The 22,489-nt window shown below is 70.7% G+C and carries 21 protein-coding genes; 9 read left to right on the top strand and 12 right to left on the bottom strand.

What is annotated here, in order from left to right; translation table 11 throughout:
• The first annotated feature begins 446 nt into the window (after positions 1–446).
• Together ACIA77_RS38775 and ACIA77_RS38770 are read left to right on the top strand one after the other, a co-directional pair.
• Positions 447–725, top strand: coding sequence for a hypothetical protein (locus tag ACIA77_RS38775; RefSeq protein ID WP_395891105.1), 279 nt, complete (start codon positions 447–449; stop codon positions 723–725).
• A 490-nt stretch (positions 726–1,215) separates the two neighbouring features.
• On the top strand, positions 1,216–2,121 hold the full coding sequence (locus ACIA77_RS38770) for an SDR family oxidoreductase (RefSeq protein WP_395891104.1): 906 nt from the start codon (positions 1,216–1,218) through the stop codon (positions 2,119–2,121).
• Here ACIA77_RS38770 and ACIA77_RS38765 read toward each other — a convergent pair.
• Positions 2,088–2,549: a winged helix-turn-helix transcriptional regulator gene (locus tag ACIA77_RS38765; protein ID WP_395891103.1), complete on the bottom strand. Its 462-nt coding sequence runs from the start codon at positions 2,547–2,549 to the stop codon at positions 2,088–2,090. The two genes, ACIA77_RS38770 and ACIA77_RS38765, sit on opposite strands and share 34 nt — an antisense overlap.
• Positions 2,550–2,631: 82 nt before the next feature.
• On the opposite strand from ACIA77_RS38765, the gene ACIA77_RS38760 reads away from it, so the two are divergent.
• Both ACIA77_RS38760 and ACIA77_RS38755 read left to right on the top strand, forming a co-directional pair.
• Positions 2,632–3,339, top strand: a complete 708-nt coding sequence (locus ACIA77_RS38760) for an SDR family oxidoreductase (RefSeq protein WP_395891102.1) — start codon at positions 2,632–2,634, stop codon at positions 3,337–3,339.
• 183 nt (positions 3,340–3,522) lie between these two features.
• Positions 3,523–4,551 (top strand): phenylacetaldoxime dehydratase family protein, encoded by a 1,029-nt coding sequence (locus ACIA77_RS38755; RefSeq protein ID WP_395891101.1) that lies wholly within the window; start codon positions 3,523–3,525, stop codon positions 4,549–4,551.
• Between the two features lie 49 nt (positions 4,552–4,600).
• Here ACIA77_RS38755 and ACIA77_RS38750 read toward each other — a convergent pair whose 3' ends face one another.
• The 3 genes from ACIA77_RS38750 to ACIA77_RS38740 are packed head-to-tail and all read right to left on the bottom strand — an operon-like array spanning position 4,601 to position 7,523.
• The gene (locus ACIA77_RS38750) at positions 4,601–5,830 is read right to left on the bottom strand and encodes an amidohydrolase family protein (RefSeq protein ID WP_395891099.1); all 1,230 of its coding nucleotides are present in this window, start codon (positions 5,828–5,830) and stop codon (positions 4,601–4,603) included.
• A gap of 31 nt (positions 5,831–5,861) precedes the next feature.
• Positions 5,862–6,623: an alpha/beta fold hydrolase gene (locus tag ACIA77_RS38745; protein WP_395891098.1), complete on the bottom strand. Its 762-nt coding sequence runs from the start codon at positions 6,621–6,623 to the stop codon at positions 5,862–5,864.
• A gap of 21 nt (positions 6,624–6,644) precedes the next feature.
• Positions 6,645–7,523 (bottom strand): fumarylacetoacetate hydrolase family protein, encoded by an 879-nt coding sequence (locus ACIA77_RS38740; protein ID WP_395891096.1) that lies wholly within the window; start codon positions 7,521–7,523, stop codon positions 6,645–6,647.
• Between the two features lie 148 nt (positions 7,524–7,671).
• Here ACIA77_RS38740 and ACIA77_RS38735 point away from each other — a divergent pair, with 148 nt between their 5' ends.
• The 3 genes from ACIA77_RS38735 to ACIA77_RS38725 all read left to right on the top strand — a co-directional run bounded on the left by ACIA77_RS38735 (position 7,672) and on the right by ACIA77_RS38725 (position 11,624).
• Positions 7,672–8,334 (top strand): FadR/GntR family transcriptional regulator, encoded by a 663-nt coding sequence (locus ACIA77_RS38735; protein ID WP_395891095.1) that lies wholly within the window; start codon positions 7,672–7,674, stop codon positions 8,332–8,334.
• Positions 8,335–8,412: 78 nt separating this feature from the next.
• Positions 8,413–9,936 carry a catalase gene (locus ACIA77_RS38730; RefSeq protein ID WP_395891094.1) on the top strand — a complete coding sequence of 508 codons (1,524 nt, stop codon included), beginning with the start codon at positions 8,413–8,415 and terminating at the stop codon, positions 9,934–9,936.
• Positions 9,937–10,004: 68 nt separating this feature from the next.
• On the top strand, positions 10,005–11,624 hold the full coding sequence (locus ACIA77_RS38725; RefSeq protein WP_395891093.1) for an ABC-F family ATP-binding cassette domain-containing protein: 1,620 nt from the start codon (positions 10,005–10,007) through the stop codon (positions 11,622–11,624).
• Positions 11,625–11,767: 143 nt separating this feature from the next.
• Here the strand turns inward: ACIA77_RS38725 and ACIA77_RS38720 are convergent, their stop codons facing one another.
• A complete protein-coding gene (locus tag ACIA77_RS38720) occupies positions 11,768–12,157 on the bottom strand; it encodes a hypothetical protein (protein WP_395891092.1) in 390 nt (129 codons plus the stop codon).
• A gap of 37 nt (positions 12,158–12,194) precedes the next feature.
• Here ACIA77_RS38720 and ACIA77_RS38715 point away from each other — a divergent pair, with 37 nt between their 5' ends.
• Both ACIA77_RS38715 and ACIA77_RS38710 read left to right on the top strand, forming a co-directional pair.
• Positions 12,195–12,635: a hypothetical protein gene (locus ACIA77_RS38715; RefSeq protein ID WP_395891091.1), complete on the top strand. Its 441-nt coding sequence runs from the start codon at positions 12,195–12,197 to the stop codon at positions 12,633–12,635.
• A 173-nt stretch (positions 12,636–12,808) separates the two neighbouring features.
• Entirely contained in the window at positions 12,809–13,357 is a 549-nt protein-coding gene (locus ACIA77_RS38710) for a TetR/AcrR family transcriptional regulator (protein WP_395891090.1), read from the top strand.
• 142 nt (positions 13,358–13,499) lie between these two features.
• Here ACIA77_RS38710 and ACIA77_RS38705 read toward each other — a convergent pair whose 3' ends face one another.
• From ACIA77_RS38705 to ACIA77_RS38675, 7 genes are read right to left on the bottom strand one after another with little or no spacing between them, the layout of a single operon-like run.
• Positions 13,500–14,732 carry an amidase gene (locus ACIA77_RS38705; protein ID WP_395891089.1) on the bottom strand — a complete coding sequence of 411 codons (1,233 nt, stop codon included), beginning with the start codon at positions 14,730–14,732 and terminating at the stop codon, positions 13,500–13,502.
• A 5-nt stretch (positions 14,733–14,737) separates the two neighbouring features.
• Positions 14,738–16,552, bottom strand: a complete 1,815-nt coding sequence (locus tag ACIA77_RS38700) for a hydantoinase B/oxoprolinase family protein (protein ID WP_395891088.1) — start codon at positions 16,550–16,552, stop codon at positions 14,738–14,740.
• Entirely contained in the window at positions 16,549–18,660 is a 2,112-nt protein-coding gene (locus ACIA77_RS38695) for a hydantoinase/oxoprolinase family protein (RefSeq protein ID WP_395891087.1), read from the bottom strand. The genes ACIA77_RS38700 and ACIA77_RS38695 overlap by 4 nt, the downstream gene beginning before the upstream one ends.
• Positions 18,657–19,478, bottom strand: a complete 822-nt coding sequence (locus ACIA77_RS38690) for an aldolase/citrate lyase family protein (protein ID WP_395891086.1) — start codon at positions 19,476–19,478, stop codon at positions 18,657–18,659. The genes ACIA77_RS38695 and ACIA77_RS38690 overlap by 4 nt, the downstream gene beginning before the upstream one ends.
• A complete protein-coding gene (locus tag ACIA77_RS38685; protein WP_395891085.1) occupies positions 19,475–20,641 on the bottom strand; it encodes an acyl-CoA dehydrogenase family protein in 1,167 nt (388 codons plus the stop codon). The genes ACIA77_RS38690 and ACIA77_RS38685 overlap by 4 nt, the downstream gene beginning before the upstream one ends.
• Positions 20,626–21,858: a CaiB/BaiF CoA transferase family protein gene (locus tag ACIA77_RS38680; RefSeq protein WP_395891084.1), complete on the bottom strand. Its 1,233-nt coding sequence runs from the start codon at positions 21,856–21,858 to the stop codon at positions 20,626–20,628. The genes ACIA77_RS38685 and ACIA77_RS38680 overlap by 16 nt, the downstream gene beginning before the upstream one ends.
• On the bottom strand, positions 21,855–22,388 hold the full coding sequence (locus ACIA77_RS38675; RefSeq protein WP_395891083.1) for a MaoC family dehydratase: 534 nt from the start codon (positions 22,386–22,388) through the stop codon (positions 21,855–21,857). Before ACIA77_RS38675 ends, ACIA77_RS38680 begins: the two co-directional genes overlap by 4 nt.
• Positions 22,389–22,489: the final 101 nt, after the last annotated feature.

Genomic DNA, 22,489 nt, shown 5'->3' with positions numbered 1-22,489 from the left:
GGGCGCGTCGCGCTAGCGCGCGACGTTGCGCCCGGGACTCGTCCTGCACCCCGGAGCCGATGATGGTAACGACGGTCTGGATCACCTTGTCAAGGCTGGAAAGCGTGCCTTGACAAGGTGATCCAGACCGCGTGGAGGCTTCGGATCGAGGTGCAGGGCTGGGTCTGGGTGCAGGTGTCGCCGGGTGGTCGGGTGTGGGTTGGTGGGTGGTGAGGTGTGGTCGGGTTGGCGGTCGAGTGTCGTCAAGGTTTGGTTGGTGCTGAACGTTTTGGGTTCGGCTGCGGACCACTTGCTTGGTTGACGGCACCGTGGGCTTGCTCGAAAACGATCGGTGATGGTGGTGCCTGATCGTCGTGATCGAAAACGGTGAGGGACACCGGGAATCAGTCTCAAAACCAACGCTCCATGGGGGTATTGCCACGTCGAGGTGCCCAGGCCCGATCACAGTGGGTTCGCTGCGAACAAGATGTGTTCTGGTTCGGTCGCTCGATGGTCGGCTGCGAACAAAACCTGGTCATGCGCGCGCACGCGGTGGTCGGCTGCGACCGATCCTGATCAAGTGCGGGCCCGCAGCGATCGGCTTCGACCAAATCCTGGTCAGGTTCAGCCGCGCGGTGGTCGGTCTCGACCACATCCTGGTCAGGTTCAGCCGCGCGGTGGTCGGTCTCGACCACATCCTGGTCACGCTCGCCCGCTCGACGGCCGGTCTCGACCAAAAAACCTGATCAAGTTCGCGCCCGCAGTGGTCGGCAGCGACCACAACCTGGCCATGCTCGGCCGCTCGGTGGTCGGTCTCGACCACATCCCGGCCATGCTCGCCCCCTCGATGGTCGGCTGCGAACAAAAACCCGATCAAGTTCGCACCCGCGGTGGTCGGCCGCGACCACATCCCGATCAAGTTCGGGCGCGCAATGGTCAGTCTCGACCGCATCCTGGCCATCCTCCGCCGCTCGATAGTCGGCAGCGACCACGGCCTGATGAGGTTCGCCGCCTGATGGTCGGCGGCGACCGCAATCCTGGTCGAGTTCGGTCGGTCGGTGGTCGATCTCGGCCACGTCCTGGTCGGGTTCGGTCGTGTGGTGGTGGTTGTGGTCGGGGCGTGGCAGGGGTGGTGCTGGCGTGGGCGGGCGCGTGATTGTGCGGACTAGGGGTGTCGGATCGAGAACGCCGGGCGTGCGTCAACTCACCATGTAGTCGTTGACTACTATCTAGACGATGACTACATTGGTCGTCATGAAAACGTGGTTCATCACCGGCGCTTCCGCCGGTATCGGGTTTGAAGTCGCCAGGCAGTTGCTCGGGGAGGGGCACCGGGTGGCGGCCACGGCGCGGGCGGGCGGTGGGAAGTGGGAGGTGTTGCGAAAGGACCATGGTGATCGGCTGTGGACGGCCGATCTGGATGTCGGACGGGCGGGGGCGGTCCGGGACGTGGCGGACAGGGCGTTCGGGGAACTCGGGCGGATTGATGTCGTGTTTTCGAACGCCGGGTTCGGGACACTCGGGGCGGTCGAGGAGCTCAGTGAGGAGCACGTCGCGCGGCAGTTGGGCGTCAACCTCGCCGGGCCGATTCACCTGGTGCGCGCGGTGGTGCCGTGGCTGCGGAAGCAGGGTGGGGGCCGGATCATCCAGATGTCGAGTTCGGGTGGGAGTGTGCCCGACCCGGGGATGAGCGTGTACAACGCGTCGAAGTTCGGGGTGGAAGGGTTCTTCGAGGCGGCGGCGATCGAGCTGGCCGCGTTCGGGATCGAGGTCACAATCGTGGCGCCCGGAGGGACGCGGACGGGGTTCACCACGAACCTCACGCAAGCCGATCCGCTCCCCGTGTATGAAGCCGGCATTCTCGGCCAGGTCCGGCGTGCGCTGAACGGGGGCATGGACGCCGAAACCCTTCGGCACGCAGTCGCCGGGGATCCGGTGAAGATCGCGCGGGAGATCATCACCTCGGCCGGCACCGTGCCGGCCCCGCGGAAGCTGGTGTTCGGCGCGGCGGCGTACGACAGCATCGCCGCCGCCCTGAGAGGACGGCTCGGTGAGCTCGAAGCGCAGCGGGAACTCGCGCTGAGCACCGACGCCGACGACGTGCGGGCTCAGTCGCCGATGTCGCCCGGGCCGCGGCGGTAGGCGACGTTCTCCGGGTCGACGACGGTGCCGTCCGCGTCGACGAACGCGAGGTGGACCGGGCGCTCGTCGGTGGTGTCGACGTAGACCGTCGAGGGTTCGTGGCCGGTGGGGAGGTGCTCATCGCCCCACTCGGACAGAGCGGCGAGCACCGGGAGGAGGTCCTCCCCCACCGGCGTGAGCACGTACTCGACGCGCGTGCGCTGCCCGGGCTGCTGGTACGGCCGCCGCGTGAGGACGCCGGCGTCGACGAGCGCCTCGAGGCGCGACGCGAGGAGGTCCGTCGGCACACCGATCTTCTGGAACTCGGCGAAGCGCGTGCGCCCGCGGAACGCCTCGCGGACGATCAGCAGGCTCCACTTCTGCCCGAGCACCTCGAGGCTGCGCGCGATCGAACAGCGGTTGTTCGCCGGGAGCTCCATGGCCTTCATGCAATCCATCATACGTCACACTTGGCAATCCGGAGTCAGCTTGCTAACTTGGTTATTCCAAGCAAGAGAGCTGGAGGTTGTCATGACTTCACTGCAGAACGCCGTCGTCCTGGTCACCGGAGCCAACGGCGGACTCGGCCTCGAGTTCGTCGACCAGGCGCTCGCCCGCGGGGCGAAGCGCGTGTACGCCACCGCACGCACCCCGCGCGAGTGGGACGACGAGCGAGTGGTACCCCTCGCCCTGGACGTCACCGACGAGGTGTCGGTCAAGGCCGCCGCCGCGGCGGCCGCCGACACCACCGTGGTGGTGAACAACGCCGGCGTGAGCGGGCGTCACAGCCTGCTGACCGCGCCGCTGGCCGAGGTGCGCGCGCTGTACGAGACGAACGTCTTCGGCGCGCTCGCCGTGGCGCAGGCCTTCGCGCCCGTGCTCGCGGCCAACGGCGGCGGCGCGCTCGTGGACATCCACTCGGCGCTGAGCTGGCTCGCCAAGTCGGGCGCGTACTCGTCGAGCAAGGCGGCGCTGTGGCAGATCACCAACTCGCTGCGCCTCGACCTCGCCGGCCAGGGCACGCAGGTGCTCGGCGCCCACCTCGGCTACACGGACACGCCCATGACCAAGGCCCTGACCGTCGACAAGGAGGACCCGCGCGACATCGTCGCCGCGATCTACGACGGCCTGGAGGCGGGCGCCCACGAGGTGCTGGCCGACAAGACGTCGCGCGAGATCAAGGAAAACCTGTCCGGCCCGCTCGAGGCGCTCTACCCCGAGCTCGCCGCCACGGTCTGACGCCGGACCACTGTGGACCGTGCACTCTGCAGCAATCCCCGGTGCACGGTGGAGCAAGTCGGCGATCGCCTGCGCGGTTACGTTCGCCCGAACCGGCCGGCCCCGCGGCACCGGAGCCGGCCGCCGTCGGTACGACTGCCCCGGAGGCCACCATGACCCACCACGAACCGGCGGTGTGACGCCGTGGAATCCGCGATCGCCGAGCACCTGCGCGTCGAACGGGTCCACCCGCGCCGCAAGCCGGACACCTTCCACCCGCCGTACCCGTCGTTCTCCGCGCGGTTCGACCCCGCCGTCGAGCAAGTCGTGATGGCCTACCTCGGCGTGCAGTACCGCGCGGCGCAGCCGCCGCCGGTCGTGGCCGAAGCCCTCGCCGAACTCGACGCCGCGGTCGACCACGCGCCGGACCACCACGACCGGGCCCGCTACGTCGACGAAGCCGGGTACACGACGGTACTCACCATCCTCTACTGGACGGACCCGGCCGAGTACGACCGCTGGACCCGGGCCCGCGGCGCGTGGACCGGCCCGCACCACCGGACGCCCGACGCGGGCTTCTTCAGCGAGGTCGTGCGCCCGACCGTGCGGCGGTTCGAAACGCTCTTCTCCAGCGACCGCACCGAAGGCGTGTCCGTCGCCGCCGGGAAGCTCAGCGGCGAGATCCACGAGCACGGCTACTGGGGCGGCGCCCGCGACCGGTTGCCGCTGGGGCAGACCGACCGCCTCGAACCGTCCGGCGAGCTCGCCGCCGAGACGGATCCGGAGACCGGCGTCGTCACGGTGCGGCCGCAGGGCAACCTGTGCCTCATCCGCTCCGGTCAGGAGTGGACGGAAACCGAGGGTGACGAACGCGCCCTGTACCTCGGCGACGTCGAGCCCGTGCTGCGCGCCGGCATGGACTTCCTGCGTGACGAAGGCCGCGCCATCGGCTGCTACGCCAACCGGTACGTGCGCGTGACCGACGAAACCGGCGCCGAGACGGACAAGAGCTTCGGCCTGAGCTGGTGGCACAGCCTGGCCGACCTCGAAGCGTGGGCCGAATCGCACCCGACGCACGTCGCCATCTTCCGGGCCGCCATGAAGTACCTGTCCACCATGGGTCCGGCCGCGAAGGTGCGGCTGTACCACGAGATCACGGTGACCGACGCCGGCCAGCAGGAGTTCCGCTACCTCGGCTGCCACGACCGGACGGGCCTGCTGCGCGCCGGGTGAGCGGTGCGCCTCGCCGAACGGGAGGCGCACCGCCATCCACCCGGCAGGATCAGGCGGGATCCTTGTGGAACCGCCCGTCCTTCATGATGCCGTTGAGCTTTTCCTTGTCCTGCAACACCGTGATGTCCGCGAGCGGGTCGCCGTCGACGAGGAGCAGATCGGCGAGGTAACCGGGCTGGACCTTGCCCAGTTCGCCGTCGCGCAGCATGATCTCGCCGCCCTGCGCGGTGGCCGCGAGGATGGCCTCCATGGGCGTGAACTCGAAGCGCTCGACGAAGTGCTGCAGGTCGCGTGCGTAGGTGCCGTGCGGGGTCCAGGCGAACCCGTAGTCGCCGCCGGGCAGCACCCGGATGCCGCGCTTGTGCATCTCGATCATCGCGGCCGTGGCCTTTTCCAGTTCGCGCTTGTAGCCCACGGCTTCGGCCGCCTCCTGCGGGAAGCCGAAGTCGGCGGCTTCGTACAGCGTCGCGACGAGCCAGTTCACGCCGGGCGCCACGAAGACCCAGTCCTTCGCCTGCTCCAGCAGGTCCATGCCCTCCTCGTCGGTGAAGCTCGCGTGGTAGACGATGTCGACGCCGTGGCGCACGCACATCTTCACGCTCTCGGCGCTGCGCGCGTGGGCGCACACGCGCTTCCCGCGCCGGTGCGCCTCGGTGACGGCCATCGCCACCTCTTCGTCGGACATGTAGGTGTCCTCGGCGCGCTGCGTGCCCGTGATCTCCTCGCCGGTCATCGACAGCTTGATCTGGTCGACGCCGATCTCGATGAGCCGCCGCACGGTTTTGCGCATCTCGTCGGGCCCGTCGGCGAACCAGGTGATGCCCTTCACGAGCTCGCCGCCGGTCACGGCGATCTCCGGCCCGTTGGCGAGGTACCGCGGCCCGGGGATCCGGCCGGCGTTGATGGCGTCGCGGCAGACGACGTCGAGCCGGTCCTTCGCCGACGCGGCGCCCAGGCACATCGTGTACCCGGAGTCCAAATAGGACCGGGCGCTTTCGACGGCGAACAGCAGGTGTTCCTCCACGGGCAAAGCGGCGAGCCCGTCGAGGTCGGCACTGTTGTTCCAGGTGAAGTGGGTGTGGGCGTCGCACAGGCCCGACATCAGGGTGCGGCCCCGGCCCTCGACCACGCGGGCGCCTTCGGCGGCGGCCGCGTCGACGGTGCCGACGGCGGCGATGTGGTCGTGGTCCACCAGCACGTCGCCGGGATACGGCTGCGCACCCGTGGAGTCCAAGATGGACACGTTCTGGAACAGGGTCCGGTCGGCGGTGAGCGGCACGGTGGTTCCTCTCGTCGTTGAGGGAAAGCGGTTACAGGAACTTCAGCAGCAGCGAGGTGACCTCGGCGGAAGCCTCCAGCGCGGTCCAGTGCCCGACCCCGGGCAGGATTTCGAGGTTCGCCTTGCCGTGCGCGGCCGCGAGCGCCTCGCTCACGGCGGGCGCCCCGACCTTGTCGTCGGCCCCCGTGACCAGCAGCAGCGGCAACGCGGGGTCGACGGGCCCGGGATCCGTTGCGGCGGCAAGGGCTTCGCAGTTGCGCGCGTAACCCTCGGGGTCTTGGCGCATCACCAGCTCGCGCACGAACGCCGCCACCTCGGGCCGATCGCGCCGGGTCTCCTCCGACACGGCGTTGGCGACCACGCCGGGTGCGACCGCCGCCGTGCCCTCGCTGCGCAGGACGGCGGCGCGGTCGTGTTGCGCTTTGCGCCCGGCTTCGGCGGGTTCCGCGACGGCGCCGAGCAACGCCAGCGCCGTGACCTTCGCCGGGTACCGGGCCGCGAAGCTGCGCACGACGAGCGTGCCCATCGAATGCCCGACCACCGCCGCGGACGCGACGCCGAGTTCGTCGAGCACCGCAGCCAGGTCGTCGGCGTGCGATTCGACGGTGATGCCGTCGCGCAGGCCCGATCGCCCGGCCCCCGCCGAGTCGACGCGGATGACCTGGTGGCCGGAAGCCAGTGCGTCGGCCTGGATCTGGTAGAAGTTGCCGGTGCCGCCGAGGCCGTGCACGAGCAGCACGGCGGGACCGCTGCCCTCGACCTCGACGGCGAGGTCCGTTCCGTTGATCTTCATGCGGGCTCCTTTCCGGACGGTTCAGGCGATGCGGTTGCGCAGCACGCCGAGGCCGGTGATCGCGATCTCGACGACGTCGCCGCTCGCGAGGAACTTCGGCGGGTCGAAGCCGATGCCGACGCCGGCGGGGGTGCCGGTGGCGATCACGTCGCCGGGCAGCAGCGTGATGCCGGCCGAGAGCGTCGCGATGAGCTCCGGGATGTCGAAGATGAGGTCCTTCACGCGGGCGTGCTGGCGCTGTTCGCCGTTGACGGTGGTTTCGACCTCGAGCGCCGTCACGTCCGGGACCTCGTCGGCCGTCACCGCGTACGGGCCCATCGGGCAGTGGGTGTCGAGCGATTTGCCGAGCAGCCACTGGCGGTGGTCGCGCTGCAGATCGCGGGCGGTGACGTCGTTGAGGATCGTGTAGCCCCAGACGTGGGCGAACGCGTCTTCCCGGCGGATGCCGCGGCCACCGGGCCCGATGATCACGGCGAGCTCGCCCTCGTAGTCGAGTTCGGCGGTGAGGCCGGGGTGCGGGTCGACGTCGGCGCCCGGCCCGACGACGGCGGTGGTGGCCTTGGAGAACAGGATCGGGCGCGTCGGCAGGTCCTCCGAGCGGTCCGGGCTGTCGTACCCGCTGCGGCCGAACTCGGCGGCGTGCTCTCTGTAGTTCTTGCCGACGCAGAACACGTTGCGCCGGGGCGCGGGGAACGGCGCGCGGAGCCGCACGTCGGTGAGGGGAACCGGCGTACGGCCCGCGGCCTGGTCGGTGAGGACGGGACCGACCTCGGTCCAGTCCTCCACGGCACCGAGCAGCGTCCCGCCCGGTACGAGATCGGTGACGTCGAGAACGGCGTCCCCCTCGGTCACGAGGCCGACCCGATCACCGCCGCCGGTCGAGAAGGTCACCAGCTTCATACGAGACCAATCTGAACCAATGTGCACCAATACGGACTCGCCTGACCGTACGCGCGTTGGTCACCGTTGTCGACACGCAGCGGAAACTCTGGTCACGACCACAGTGATTGGTTTCGATTGGTCCGAAGTTGTGCGGTAGAGTGCGGCCATGACGACGGTGGAACACGCCCTGCGCGCGCTGCTCGACGAAGGCGCGGCCGACGGCACGCTCGGCCCGGGCGCGAAGCTGCCCACCGAGCGCGACCTCGTGGAGCGGCTCGCCGCGCCCCGCAGCGCCGTGCGCCGCGCTCTGGATTCGCTTGAACGCGACGGGCTCGTGGTGCGTCACGTCGGACGCGGCACGTTCCTCACCGACGTCGCGGCGCAGCGCGTGGAACCCGCCCCCGCCGACACGAGCCCGGCCGAGATCATGCAGGTGCGCCAGTTGCTCGAACCACAGGTCGCGACACTCGCGGCGCGCGTGGCGACCCAGGCCGACCTCGACCGCATCGGCCTCGCGCTGAGCGCCGGCGGCACCGCGCACGACTTCGAGGGCTTCGAACGCGCCGACGCGGGGCTGCACCGCGCCATCGCCGTGGCGGCCCACAACGGGTTGCTGATGAACATGTTCGACGTGATGAACACCGCGCGCTCGCTGCCGGTGTGGGGCAGCCTCAAGCGCCGCACGTCCACTCCCGAACTGCGCACCTGTTACCACGACGAGCACACGCTGATCGTCGAAGCCCTGCGCGACCGCGATCCCGTGAACGCCGGCGACCACATGCGCCGCCACCTCCAGCACGTCGCCGACACGCTGCTGGGCCGCGACTGAAAGATCACGCGTGTAAGCCCTTTCCCGCCGGGTATCCGTCGCGAGCGACGTGACACCCCACCACGAGGAGATGGCGACATGACGCACCCGCGGCCGGAGCCCACCACGACCGACGCCGGTATCCCGGTGGAGAGCGACGAGCACTCGCTCACCGTCGGCCCGGACGGTCCGATCCCGCTGCAGGACCACTACCTCATCGAGCAGATGGCCCAGTTCAACCGGGAACGCGTGCCGGAGCGCCAGCCGCACGCCAAGGGCAGCGGCGCGTTCGGCCGGTTCGAGGTGACCGGTGACGTCAGCCGGTACACCAAGGCCGCGGTGTTCCAGCCCGGCGCGAAAACCGAGATGGTGGCGCGGTTTTCGACCGTGGCCGGCGAGCGCGGCAGCCCCGACACGTGGCGCGATCCGCGCGGGTTCGCGCTGAAGTTCTACACCACCGAAGGTGTGTACGACATGGTCGGCAACAACACACCGGTGTTCTTCGTGAAGGATCCGTTGAAGTTCCAACACTTCATCCGCTCGCAGAAGCGCCGGGCGGACAACAACCTGCGCGACCACGACATGCAGTGGGACTTCTGGACCCTGTCCCCCGAGTCGGCGCACCAGGTGACGTGGCTGATGGGCGACCGTGGGATCCCGCGCACGTGGCGGCACATGAACGGGTACAGCTCGCACACGTACCTGTGGGTCACCGCGTCCGGCGAGCGGTTCTGGGTGAAGTACCACTTCAAGACCGATCAGCGCATCGAATTCTTCACCCAGCACGAAGCCGACCAGATGGCCAGCGCGGACACCGACTACCACACTCGCGACCTGTTCGAGGCCATCGAGCGCGGCGACTTCCCGAGCTGGACACTGCACGTCCAGGTGATGCCGTTCGAAGACGCACAGGATTACCGTTTCAACCCGTTCGACCTCACCAAGGTGTGGCCGCACGGCGACTACCCGCTGATCGAAGTCGGACGCATGACGCTCGATCGCAACCCGACCGATCACCACGCCGAAATCGAACAGGCGGCGTTCGAGCCGAACAACATGGTGCCTGGCATCGGTCCAAGCCCGGACCGCATGCTGCTGGGCCGGTTGTTCGCCTACGCCGACGCGCACCGCCACCGCATCGGGGCGAACTACAAGCAGCTGCCGGTGAACGCCTCGCACTCCCCCGTGCACAGCTACAGCAAGGACGGCGCGATGCGCTACACCAAGGTGTCGGACCCGGTGTACGCGCCGAACTCGAAGGGCGGCCCGAGCGCGGACACCGACCGCTACGGCACGCCCGCGGGCTGGCACACCGCCGGGGACCTGGTGCGGTCGGCCTACGTCGACCACAAACAGGACGACGACTGGGGCCAGGCGGGCACGATGGTGCGCGAGGTCCTCGACGACGCGGCCCGCGAGCGGCTGGTGGACAACATCGTCGGCCACTTGCTGGGCGGCGTGAGCGAACCCGTGCTGCAGCGCGCGTTCGAGTACTGGCGCAACGTGGACAAGGACCTCGGCGACCGCGTCGAGACCGGCGTGCGCGCGAAGGCCGGCGAGAAGGACCCGAAGGCGGCCGAGCAGGGCAACCCGGCGAGGCGGGACATGCAGCGGAAGGCCTGATCGTCCACTTCGGACGTTCCGGTAAATCAGGCGAACCCCGGCGGGTGCGTCACCTAGACTCCCCGCCCATGGGTCACCTGGAGGTCGCGCACCTCGACTACTCGCTGCCCGACGGGCGGCCGCTGCTCGGCGACGTGTCGTTCCGCGTGGGTGACGGCGCGGTCGTCGCGCTGGTGGGGCCGAACGGCGCGGGGAAGACGACGTTGCTGCGGCTGCTCTCGGGTGAGCTGAAGCCGCACGGCGGCACGGTAACCGTGTCGGGCGGGCTCGGCGTGATGGGGCAGTTCGTCGGCTCGGTCCGCGACGAGCGCACGGTGCGCGACCTCCTGGCGGCGGTGGCACCCGAGCGGATCCGCGCCGCCGCGGCGGCCGTCGACGCGGCGGAGGAGCTGATCCTGACAGTCGACGACGAGGCCGCGCAGATGAAGTACGCGCAGGCGCTGAGCGACTGGGCCGAGGTCCGGGGCTACGAGGCCGAGACGACCTGGGATGTGTGCACCACCGCCGCGCTCGGTGTGCCGTACGAGAAGGCGCGGTGGCGGCTCGTGCGCACGCTGAGCGGCGGTGAGCAGAAGCGGCTCGTGCTGGAGGCGCTGCTGCGCGGGCCGGACGAGGTGCTGCTGCTCGACGAGCCGGACAACTACCTCGACGTGCCGGGCAAGCGGTGGCTCGAGGGCCGGCTGGCCGAAACTCGCAAGACGGTGCTGTTCGTGTCGCACGACCGGGAGCTGCTCGCGCGGGCGGCGGAGAAGATCGTGAGCGTGGAGCCCGGCCCGGCCGGCGGCGACGCGTGGGTGCACGGCGGCGGGTTCGCCACGTACCACGAAGCGCGCCAGGAGCGGTTCGCGCGCTACGAGGAGCTCAAGCGGCGGTGGGCCGAGAAGCACGCGCAGCTCAAGAAGCTCGTGCTGGACCTGCAGCAGTACGCGGCCCGCAGCGACGAGTTGGCGTCGCGCTACAAGGCCGCGAAGACCCGGCTGCGCAAGTTCGAGGAGGCCGGCCCGCCGCCGGAACCGCCGCGGCAGCAGGACATCCGCATGCGGCTGCGCGGCGGACGCACCGGCCTGCGCGCGGTGACCTGCGAGGACCTGGAGCTCACGGGGCTGATGAAACCGTTCTCACTGGAGGTGTTCTTCGGCGAACGCGTCGCGGTGCTCGGCTCCAACGGCTCGGGCAAGTCCCACTTCCTGCGCCTGCTGGCCGGCGGCGCCGTCGCCCACACCGGCGCGTGGAAGCTGGGCGCCCGCGTCGTGCCGGGGCACTTCGCGCAGACGCACGCGCACCCAGAGCTGGCGAGCCAGTCGCTCGTCGACCTCCTCTGGACCGAACACGCGAAGGACCGTGGCGCCGCGATGGCCGTGCTGCGCCGGTACGAACTGGAACGCCAGGGCGACCAGGCCTTCGACCGCCTCTCCGGCGGGCAGCAGGCGCGGTTCCAGATCCTGCTGCTCGAACTCGGCGGCGCCACCGCCCTGCTCCTCGACGAACCGACGGACAACCTCGACCTCGAATCGGCCGAAGCCCTGCGGGCGGGCCTCGAAGCGTACGAAGGCACCGTCCTCGCGGTCACCCACGACCGCTGGTTCGCCCGCACCTTCGACCGCTACCTCGTCTTCGGCGCCGACGGCGCGGTGCGCGAAACCCCCCAACCGGTGTGGGACGAGCGGCGGGTGGAGCGCGCCCGCTAGCGGGTCGAGAGCGGGGCTGTGTGGTGGGCGGCCTTCTACCTGGCCGCCGCTGCGGAACACGCCTGGCGTCTTTCACTCGCCCGCGGCTGCCCGTCCCGGTGACCGGGCAGCCATCGTGGTCGAGCGACGCCCGACAGCGTCCGCTAGCGGGTCGGCAGCGTGAGTTCCGCGCGGGTCACCGAGATGTCGCCCAGGGTGTGGGACCACCAGGTGGACGCGAGGTCCTCCAGGAGGAACCGGCCTTCGACGCGGTCGGGGGAGAGCGCGGTGGCCGCCGGGGTTTCGGGTTCGTCGCGTTCCACGTCGATGCGGAGGCGGGGCGGGGACGGCACCAGGCCGAGCCGGAGGCCGCGGAACGTGGCGCCGTCGCGTCCGGCGTCGGTGACGAGTTCGTCCATGAGCTGCACTGCGTCGCCGACGATGGCTTCGGGTACGTGGGCCAGCATGGCCCGCAACGTGACCCGCGCGGCCGCCGCGGTGTCCGGCCCGCTGAACACGGCTGTGGCGCCGGGTGGGTTCGGCTCCTCGGTCATGGCTGTGCCCTCCCCTGTCAGGCGATGATCGAGCTCAGTGCTGGTACCCAGCGCGGTCGATCTTCAACCGTTCGGGTTACCGTTCGACCACATGGTGAGAACCCTCAGCCTCGGGGTGTTCTTGATGTTCCACGAACTGGGCGGTTCAGGACAGCGAAACGCCCGTCAGCGCCGTGCTCAGACCCACCAGCCGCTCGGCCGCCGGGTCCACCGAGTACGGCCGGACGCCGCAGGCGAACGCACCGGCCGGCCGCTCGCGACGAAGCCGCGCGTGAACACGTCGATCGAAGCGGGGTCCGGCAGGTCGAGCGCGGCGAGCTCCACCCCGTCGAGCCCGGCCAGCGCGGACCGTCTCGACGCCGATGCCCGAGTAGCCACCGGTCACGACAGCGGTCGGGCCGGTCAGGTCGACGCCCGCGAGCGCGACGGCCGCGGTCGCCGCAGCCGTGAAACCGGATCCGAGGAGATGCTGAAGTGAGGTCATGACAGGGACCTTCGTGCCTGCGGACCGTCCACTACGGACACCCGGAGACGGTGCACCCGACCGGCGGCACACCCAGGGCTATCCCTGTGGTTTACTGAAACGGAGAATTCTCCGCCGAGAGCTCCGGAGAGCTCTCCGCACGGCAATCGCGCACCCCGAGAGGTCCCATGCCCGACCGCACCGACGCGCAGCACAACCACGCGCGCATCCTAGAGACCGCCGCGGCCGCGCTGGCCGAGGACGGCGACGTGTCGTTGAACTCGATCGCGAAACGCGCGGGCGTCGGCCCGGGCACGCTCTACCGGCACTTCCCCACCCGCGAAGCGCTCGTGCTCGCCGTCTACCGCACCGAGGTGGGCAAGGTCGTCGACTGGGCGCCCGAACTGCTCGCCGAGGAGCCGCCCCCGGTCGCGCTGCGCCGGTGGTTCCTCAGGCTCGCGCACTACGTCGTGCTCAAACGCGGGCTCGGTGATGCGCTCACCAAGGCCGGGCACGCGGCCGCGATCGAACAGACCCGCGACCCCGTGCTCGGCGCGATCTCCCTGATCCTGCGCGCGGGCGAAGCCGACGGCACGCTGCGCCGCGGCCTCGACCCCGACGACGTGCTGCTCATGATGAGCTGCCTGTGGCGCGTACCGCCCGGATCCGGCGGCGAACAGCAGGCCGAGCGCCTGCTCGACATCCTCGTCCCCGGTTTCGCGCCGCCGGCCCCCTGACGAGCGCGGCCCCGCCGGCTGGCGTGCTCAACCGACGGGACCTGGGGCTCGGCGGCCGGGCCCGGCCTCCGATGCCATACCGGGCGGATAGACGCGGTCTCCGGGGCGTAAACATCCACCGGACACAGTGGACGCCGCCGGCTCAGCGCAACGGGCCCCGTGCCTGCTCGAACACCTCCGCTGCCAGCAGCAGCACGTCGTCGCGCCACGGCGCCGCGCTCAGCTGCACGCCCACGGGCAGGCTCGATTCCGGGTGCACCCCGCCCGGCACGCTCAGCGACGGCCCGCCGTAGCTGGACCACGTGTACGTGAACCGCGCGATCTCCCGCGTCGAGGCGGCGAGGTCCACACCTTCGGCGAGCGGGACGTCGACGGGGATCGTCGGCGTCACGATCACGTCCACGTGCGCGAACAACGCGTCGACGGCGGCGCGGAAGTCCCGGTGCCACGCCCGCGCCGCCGCGGTCCGCTCCGGCGGCACGGCCAGGCCGAGCCGCAGGCGCCGCCGCACGTCGGGATCGATCGTCTCCGGCGCGTCCCGCAACCGCGCAGCGTGCACGGCCGCGGCCTCCGGGTACATGACGTCGAGCATCCGCGCCTGCGCCCCGGCCGCCGACGGCACCTCGACCGGCACCACCTGCGCCCCGAGCCCGGAGAACACGCGGGCCGCCGCGCGGACCACGTGCGCCACACCCGCGTCCACCTCCTCGGCGAAGAACCCGCCCGCGATCCCGATCCGCGGCAGCGTGCCCGACCCGAGCAGCCCGTCGACGGGTGTGCGCGGCCCGTCGACCGACGTCGGATCCGCCGGGTCCCAGCGGTCGAGCGCGGCCAGCGCGGCCGCCACCGTGCGCACGTCGCGCGCCATCGGGGTCACGGTGTCGAACGACCGGCTCACGGGCAGCACCCCGCGGTTCGAGACCCGGCCGAGCGTGGGCCGAAGACCGACGATCCCGTTGACGGACGCGGGAATCCGCCCCGAACCACCGGTATCGGTGCCGAGCGACACGTCCGACAGGCCCGCCGCGACGGCCACCGCCGACCCGCTGCTGGACCCGCCGGGGATGCGCGCCGGGTCCCACGCGTTGAGGCAGTCGCCGTACGTGGCGTTGCGGCCGGTCGCACCCATCGCGAACTCGGCCATGTTGTTCTTGCCCACCACCGCGAACCCGGCTTCGCGCAGCAAGCGCGTGACTTCCGCGTCGGCCTCGGCCGGGCCGGTGGCGTGCGACGGCGAGCCCGCGGTGGTCGGCACGCCCGCGACGTCGATGTTGTCCTTCAGCGTCGCGGTCGCGCCGTCCTCCGGGACGGCGAGCACCGTGATCAGGGCGTTGAGCCGGGCGTTGCCCCGCACGAGCTCGAACCGGGTCCCCACCTTCGTCACCCTCCTGCCCGCGAGCCCCGCAGCCGGGCCGTCGCCGCCTCGTCCAGCGCCAGCGTCCGCTCGTCGAGCACCACGCCGTAGTGCTCGCGGGCGTCGGCGACCGAGACGTGGTCGTCGAGCACATCTTCGCGCACCGCCTGAGGATCGCGGTCGAACGGATCCCCGTAGCCGCCGCCGGACGGCAGCTTGATCTCCAGGGTGTCGCCGGCGGCGCACCTCTCCTGCGTGACCTTCGAGTGCAGCAGCTCCTCGCGAGCGGTGCCCGCGTTGCGCACGAACGACCCGGCGATGCCGTCGTGGCCACCCGCCAGTCCCTTCGGCGGATCGGTGCGGTTGTCCGCTTCCGAGCCGATGAAGGTGTCGGTCAGCATGCGCCACTTGCGCACGCTGCCGATGCCACCGCGGTACCGGCCGGGCGCCGGCGCTTCGTCACGCAGCTCGTAGCGTTCGGCGAGCATCGCGTGGTTGAGCTCCAGCTCCTCGATGGGGTTGTTGCGCGTGTTGGCCATCAGCGCGTCGACGCAGTCGAGGCCGTCCTTGCCGTTGCGCGCGCCGTAGGAGCCCTCGTTGATCTCGATGTACACCCAGTACGACTGGCCGTCGGCCGCCAGGCCCGAGTACGCGATCGCGCACAGCGCCGCCGACGAACCCGCGACCGCCCGATCGGGCAGCACGTCGGCCAGTGCCAGGTTGATCGAGTCGAAGATCCGGTTGATCTGGGAGAACCGCGCGAAGCACGACGCCGGGAAGTCCGGGTTGAACAGCGTGCCCTCCGGCGCGTACGCCTTGGCCGGGCGGAAGCAGCCGTCGTTCTGCGGCACGAATTCCTCGGTCAGCGCCTCGTCGAGCAGCAGCGTGCGCACCGCCGACGCGACCGTCGGCAGCACCGAACCTTCGAACGGTACGTTGAACGCCGTCGGCACCTGCGCGTGCGAGCCGGTGAGGTCCACGACGATGTCGCCGCCCTCGACCTTCACGGTCACCGCGACCTTCAGCGGGACGTCACGGTTCTTGCCGTCGTCGTCCAGGAACGACACCGGGGCTTCGTAGCTGCCGTCGGGGATTTCCCGGATCCGGCGGCGCAGCATGTCCTCGGAGTAGTCCATCCACTTGTCCGCGGCCGACATCACCACGTCGTGGCCGTAGCGCCGCAGCAGATCGGTGAAGCGCTGCTCCCCCAGCCGCGCGCACGCGATGAGCGCCTCGAGGTCACCGGCGTTCTGCTCCGGAGTGCGCACGTTGTCCAGGATGTGCTGGATCAGCGCCTCGTTGCGGGTGCCGGCGTCGTAGATCTTCACCGCGTCCATGAGCTTGCCCTCGGCCCAGACGTCGACGACGTCCATGCACAGGCCGGGGAAGTTGCCGCCGATGTCGGACACGTGCCCGGTGCAGCCGGCGAAGCCGATGTGCCGGCCGCCGAAGAAGATCGGGATCATGATCCCGTAGTCCGGCGAGTGCGCCGCGCCGTGGTACGGGTGGTTGTGCAGGATCACGTCGCCCGGCCGGTAGGTGCCGGCGAGTTTGCGGTTGATGCCGCGGATGTAGGCGGGGATCGACCCGCAGTGCATCGGCGTGGAGTCCGATTCGCACAGCTCGCGCCCGTTGGCGTCGAAGATGCCGGCGCCGAGGTCCTCCGATTCGCGGATGAGGCTGGAATAGGCCATCCGGTAGAGGATCTGGGCCATCTCCTTCGCGATCGAGTTGAGCGCGCCGCCGATCACGCGCAGGGTGATCGGGTCGACGTCGACGGTCGTGAAGTCGCCGGGGGCTTGCCCGGCGAGCGAAACCCCCGCGGGGTCGAGAACGGTCACCGCTGGTCTCCTTCGAAGGCTCGGCCGGGCTGGGCCCCGGCGGTCTCGATGACGAGGTGGCCGACGCGGTCGATCGTGGCGCGCTGACCGGGGCCGATGATGGTCGTGGAATCGAACTGCTCGACGATCGCGGGACCTTCGAGCACGTTGCCCGCCTTGAGCCGGGCGCGGTCGTAAACCTTGGTGGGGAACGGAACGCTCTCGTTTTCCTCGGTCCAGAAGATCCCGTCGGTGGTGGTCTTCACCGCGCCCGACGGATCGGGTCCGCCCGCTTCGACCTCGGCGAGCGGCACGTGCCCGACCTTGCCGACGGCGGTCACGCGCACGTTGACCAGGTGCACGGGTTTGTCGTCGAAGCGCTGCAGGTAGGTGCGTTCGTGCACTTCGTGGAACGCCTCGGCCGCGCGGGCGACCCAGCCGGCGTCGATCTCACCTGGCGGCGCGGGCACGCGCAGCTCGTAACCCTGGCCGATGTAGCGGCAGTCCAGGCTGCGCTCGATGACCACGTCCTCGGGCTCGAGCCCGTCGGCACCGAGCTGTTCGACGGCGTGCGCGGTGAGCCGGTCGAACTCCGCGGCGATCCGCTCGAGGTCCGGGTCGGCCGAAGAGGTCCAGACCGTCGCCGGGGTTTCGGAGCGGACGTCGGTGGCCAGCAGGCCCATGGCCGACGCGATGCCGGGGTGGTGCGGCACGATCACGCGCGGGATGCCGAGCTGCTCGGCGATGTGCCACGCGTACAGCGGCCCGGCCCCGCCCTCGGCGACGAGCGAGAAATCGCGCGGGTCGTAGCCCTTGCGCACCGAGTGCAGGCTGATCGCCTCGGTCATCGCGTGGGCGGCGATCTGGAAGATGCCGATCGCGGCCTGGTTCACCGACGTGCCCAGCTTCTCGGCGATGTGCTCGTCGATCGCCTTCACCGCCAGCTGCGGCTCGACCTCCATCGTGCCGGACAGGAAACTGTCGGCGCGCAGCCAGCCGAGCGCGACCATCGCGTCGGTGCTCGTCGGCTCCGTGCCGCCGCGGCCGTAACACGCGGGCCCGGGCGTCGCGCCGGCGCTGCGCGGCCCGACGCGGAACATGCCGCCCTCGTCGACGAACGCGATCGAACCGCCGCCCGCACCGATCGTGTCGACCTCCGCCATCGGGACCATCGCGTGGTAGTCGCCGATCCGCGTGTCCAGCAGGTGTTTCATGCGCAGCTTGCCGTCCGGCGCCACCCCGATGTCGGCCGACGTGCCGCCGACGTCGAGCGTGATCACGCTCGGGTAGCCCGAAGCCCGGCCGATCGCGCAGCCGCCGAGCAGCCCCGCGACGACGCCGCTCGTGAGCAGCAGCACCGGGTTGGCGACGGCGCCGCGCGCGGTGATCAGGCCGCCCGCCGACGTCATCAGGCCGACCTCGCCGCGCACCCCGGCCGCGCGGGTGGTCGTGGCCAGGTTGTCGACGTAGCGCGAAACCTTGGGGCCGACGAACGCGTTGAGCGCGGTGGTGGAGAAGCGCTCGTACTCGCGGTACTGCGGCGCGACTTCGCTGGAGAGCGAGACGAACACGTCCGGGCACTCCTGCTCGATGATCCGCTTCACGGCCTGCTCGTGCGCCGGGTTGCGGTAGGAGTGCAGGAAGCACACCGCGATCGCGGCCACGCCGTGGTCGCGCAGCACCCGGACCTGTTCGCGCACCGCGTCTTCGTCCAGCGGCACCAGGACGGCGCCGGAGGAGTCGACGCGCTCGGGCACCACCCGGCGGTTGCGCCGGCGCACGAGCTGCCACTTCTGCCACGGCAGGTCCTGGTAGGACGAGTAGTTGTACGGCCGCTTCTTGCGGGCGATGTGGAGGATGTCGCGGAACCCCTCGGTGGTGATGAGGCCGACGTCCGCGCCGTTGTGCTCCAGCACGATGTTCGTGGCCACGGTGGTGCCGTGCAGGAATTGGTCGAGGTCGGCGACCGAGATCCCGAGGCGGTCGGCGAGCTGCCGCACCCCGGCCATCGTCGCGACCGCGGGATCGTGCGGGGTGGACGGGACCTTGTGCACCGCGACGGCACCGTCCTCGTCCCAGTACATCAGGTCGGTGAACGTGCCACCGACGTCGACTCCGATGCGTTTCACTGCTGGTCCTCCTCGATCAGCTGCTCGGCGGTGGTGCGGGGTGTTCCGGCCGGTGCCAGGACGCGGCGGGCGCGGCGGACGACGGCTGCGTCGACCATCCGGCCGCCGGCGACGGCGACACCGGAGTTTTCGGCTGCGCGCAGGGCTTCCTCGGCCTGCGCGACCTCTTCGGCGCTCGGGACGAGCACCTCGTGCGTGAGCGCGACCTGCTTCGGGTGCACGCACATGCGCCCGAAGAACCCCGCGCGCTGCAGGGCGAGCGTGTCGGCGCGGAACCCGGCGAGATCCGCCAGCTCCGCGCTGACGGCGGCGGGCGGCGGCGCGAGGCCGGCCGCCGCCGCGGCCACGACGACCTGGGCGCGCGCCCAGGCGAGCGGGCCGTCGTTCCCGGTCAGTGCGGGCGGGGCGACGCCCAGCTCGGCGGCGAGGTCGTACTCGCCGAGCCCGACGGCCGTCACCGCGGGGTGGCGGGCCAGCTCCGGCAGTTCCTGCACGCCGGCGGCGGTTTCGACCAGCGCGAACACCGGGAAGTCCCCGCACGCGGCGACGCCGGCGAGCTCGGCCTTCGGCAGGACGACACCCGCGATCCCGTGTCCCGCCAGGGCTTCGAGGTCGGTGCTGTCGTTGATCCGCACCCACACGCGTGGCGCGAGGTCCGGGTGCCCGGCCAGCCACGCGGCGACGGCGGCCCGCGCGGCCGCCTTGTCGCCGGGGGCCACGGCGTCCTCGAGTTCGGCGACCACGACGTCGGCTGCCGCGGCCGCCCCGGTGAGGCGATCGGGCCGGGTGCCGGGGCAGAAGAGCCAGCTGCGGGTCACCAGCCGACCCGGCCTTTGCCCGCGATGAGCGATTTCGCGATGACGGTGCGCATGACGTCGCTCGTGCCCTCGCCGATCGTCATGAGGATCGAGTCGCGGTAGAGGCGTTCGATTTCGAACTCGGTCGAGTAGCTGTAGCCGCCGTGCACGCGCATGGCATCCTGTGCGGCCTGCAGCGCGACCTCGGAGGCGAACAGCTTCGCCATGCCCGTCTGCAGGTCGCAGCGCTCACCGCGGTCGAGCGACGAAGCCGACCAGTAGGTGAGCAGACGCGCGGCCTGCAGCTGCGTCGCCATTTCGGCGAGCCGGATCTGCGTGGCCTGGAACTCGGCGATCGGCTTGCCGAACGCCCGCCGCTGCCCGGCGTAGGACAGCGCTTCGTCGTACGCGCGCTGGGCGATCCCGAGGCTGCGGCCCGCGATGTTGAGCCGGCCGACCTCCAGCGCCGAGAGCACCTGCTGCAGGCCCCGGCCTTCGACGCCGCCGAGCAGGTTCGCCGCCGGCACGCGGACCTCGTCGAGGACGACCTCACACGACTCCGTGCCCTTGTAACCGAGCTTCGGGATGTCGCGCGTGACCTGCAGCCCCGGCGAATCCGCGTCGACGAGCAGCACGCTCATGCCCCGGTGCGCCGGCGTCGCGGTGCGGTCGGTTTTCACCAGCACCGGCAACGGGTCGGCGTGGCGGGCGTTGGTGATCCACATCTTGGTGCCGCTGACGACGTAACTGTCGCCGTCGCGGGTCGCGGTGGTGCGGATGCCCTGCAGGTCGGTGCCGGCGTCGGGCTCGGTCAGCGCGATGCCGGTGCGGCGCCGGCCCGTCGCGAGGTCGGGCAGGTGGCGGCGCTTCTGCTCTTCGGTGCCGTGGCGCGCGAGCATCCAGCACGACAGCGAATGGCTGCCGAGGATGCCGGCGATGCCCATCCAGCCGCGCGAGATCTCCTCGAACATCAGCGTGAACGACACGAAATCGGCCGCGCCGCCGCCGTACTCCTCGGGAACCAGCAGCCCGAACAGGCCCAGCTCCCCCAGCTGCTCGACGATCTCGCCCGGGTAGCGGCCCTCGTGCTCCCAATCGCGGGCGACCGGCACGATCTCCGCGTCGACGAAGTCGCGCAGGATGGCGCGGAACTGTTCCTGGTCCGGGCTCAGCGTGAAATCCACGGCGCGCTCCTGTCCGTTCCGAAAGCACCCCGGCGCGCGAGGTCGGAGTAGTCGTCTTCCGTCGTGCCGAGCAGTTCGCCGAGCACGGCGGCGGTGTGCTCGCCGAGCGACGGGGCGCGGTGGTGCGAGGCGCGCGGCTCGCCGGCGCGCACCGGCGACGCGACCTGGCGCACGGTGCCGAACCGCGGGTGCTCCGTCGCGACGACGAGCCCGCGCGCGGCCGTGTGCTCCTCCGCCAGCGCCTGGGGCACGGTGTTGATCGACGCGCACGGCACACCGGCGGGCTCCAGCACCGCGAGCCACTCCCCGGTGGTGCGGGCCGCGAGCTCCTTTTCCAGGTGCCCCAGGCATTCCGCCGAGTTCGCGTAGCGGCCGGCCGGGGTGGCGAACCGGTCATCGGCGGCCCACGCCGGGGAGCCGAGGGCCCCGATGAGCCGCTCCCAGAACTTCTGCTTCGCGCAGCCGATGACGATCCACGAATCGGCCGTTTCGAAGTTCTGGAACGGCACCAGGCTCGGGTGGGCCGAGTGGTGCGTGCGGGCGGGTTCGAAGCCGCGGTTGAGGTGCCAGGTCGCGAGGTAGGTGAGCATGCCGATCGCGGTGTCGTAGAGGCTCACGTCGCAGTCGGTGCCGACGCCGTCGCGCCGCGCCGCGTGGATCGCCGTGACCAGCGACAGGGCGGCGACGATCCCGCCGGTGTAGTCCACCATGGACAGACCCGACTTGGCGGGCGGGCCGTCGGGCTCCCCCGTCACGGACATCCAGCCCGCGAGGCCCTGCAGCAGGTAGTCGTACCCGGGCTGGGTGCTGCGGGGGCCGGTCATGCCGTAGCCCGACAGCGAGCAGCAGACGATGGCCGGGTTGAGGTGCTTGAGGTCGTCGTAGCGGATGCGCATCTTGGCCGGCACGTCGCCGCGCAGGTTGGAGTAGACGGCGTCGCTGACCTTGACGAGTTCCTCGAAGACCTCGCGGCCGGCGGGGTCGGTGAGGTCGAGGACCACGGAACGCTTGTTGCGGTTGAAGGCTTCGAAGAACAGCGAGTCGCCGTCCTCGGCGTAGGGCGGGGTGTGGCGCCCGACGTCGCCGCCGGTGGCGGGGTCCTCGATCTTCACGATCTCGGCGCCGAGGTCGGCCAGGTGCACCGACCCGAACGGGCCGGCGCCGTACTGCTCCACGGCGAGCACGCGCACGTCGGCCAGGGGCAGGGGGCGGCTCATGCGCGCCCGCCTTCGAGGGTCAACGGGCCCGTCTTCGCGTCGGGGAAGGAGTCGATCGTGTCCTGTTCGGACTGCTTGTACACCAGCACGGTGCGGTCGAAGGAGAGGCATTCGTCGCCGTCGCCGTTGAGGCCGCGCGTGTGCACGGACACCAGCCCCGCGTACGGCCGCGACGCCGATTCGCGCTTCGCGGTGCAGATCGACTCGCCGTAGAGCGTGTCGCCGACGAACACCGGGTGGGTGAGCCGGACGTCGGTCATCGCGACGTTCGCGATGGCCTTCTGGCTGATGTCGGTGACGCTCTGGCCCAGCAGCATCGCGATGGTCAGGCCGGAGTTCACGAGGATCCGGCCGAACGGCGTGCGCTGCGCGTAGTGCGCGTCGAAGTGCGCGGGATGGGTGTTCATGGTGAGCAAGGTGAACCACGTGTTGTCCGCTTCGCTGATCGTGCGACCCAGCGGGTGGCGGTAGACGTCGCCGACGGCGAAGTCCTCGTAGTAACGCCCTTGCCAGCCGACGTGCACGGTCACAACGGCACCTCCGGTGGGCTCGGCGGGTGGGAATCTGCGGGGAAGTATGCGCACCCGACCTGCCGAATGCAATACCTCAGACATTTAAATCCCTCAGCCGG

Origin of the sequence: Amycolatopsis sp. NPDC051903 (genome assembly GCF_044452505.1) — a bacterium.
Classification (GTDB): Bacteria; Actinomycetota; Actinomycetes; order Mycobacteriales; family Pseudonocardiaceae; genus Amycolatopsis.
This window is presented reverse-complemented; position numbering and strand designations above follow the sequence as displayed.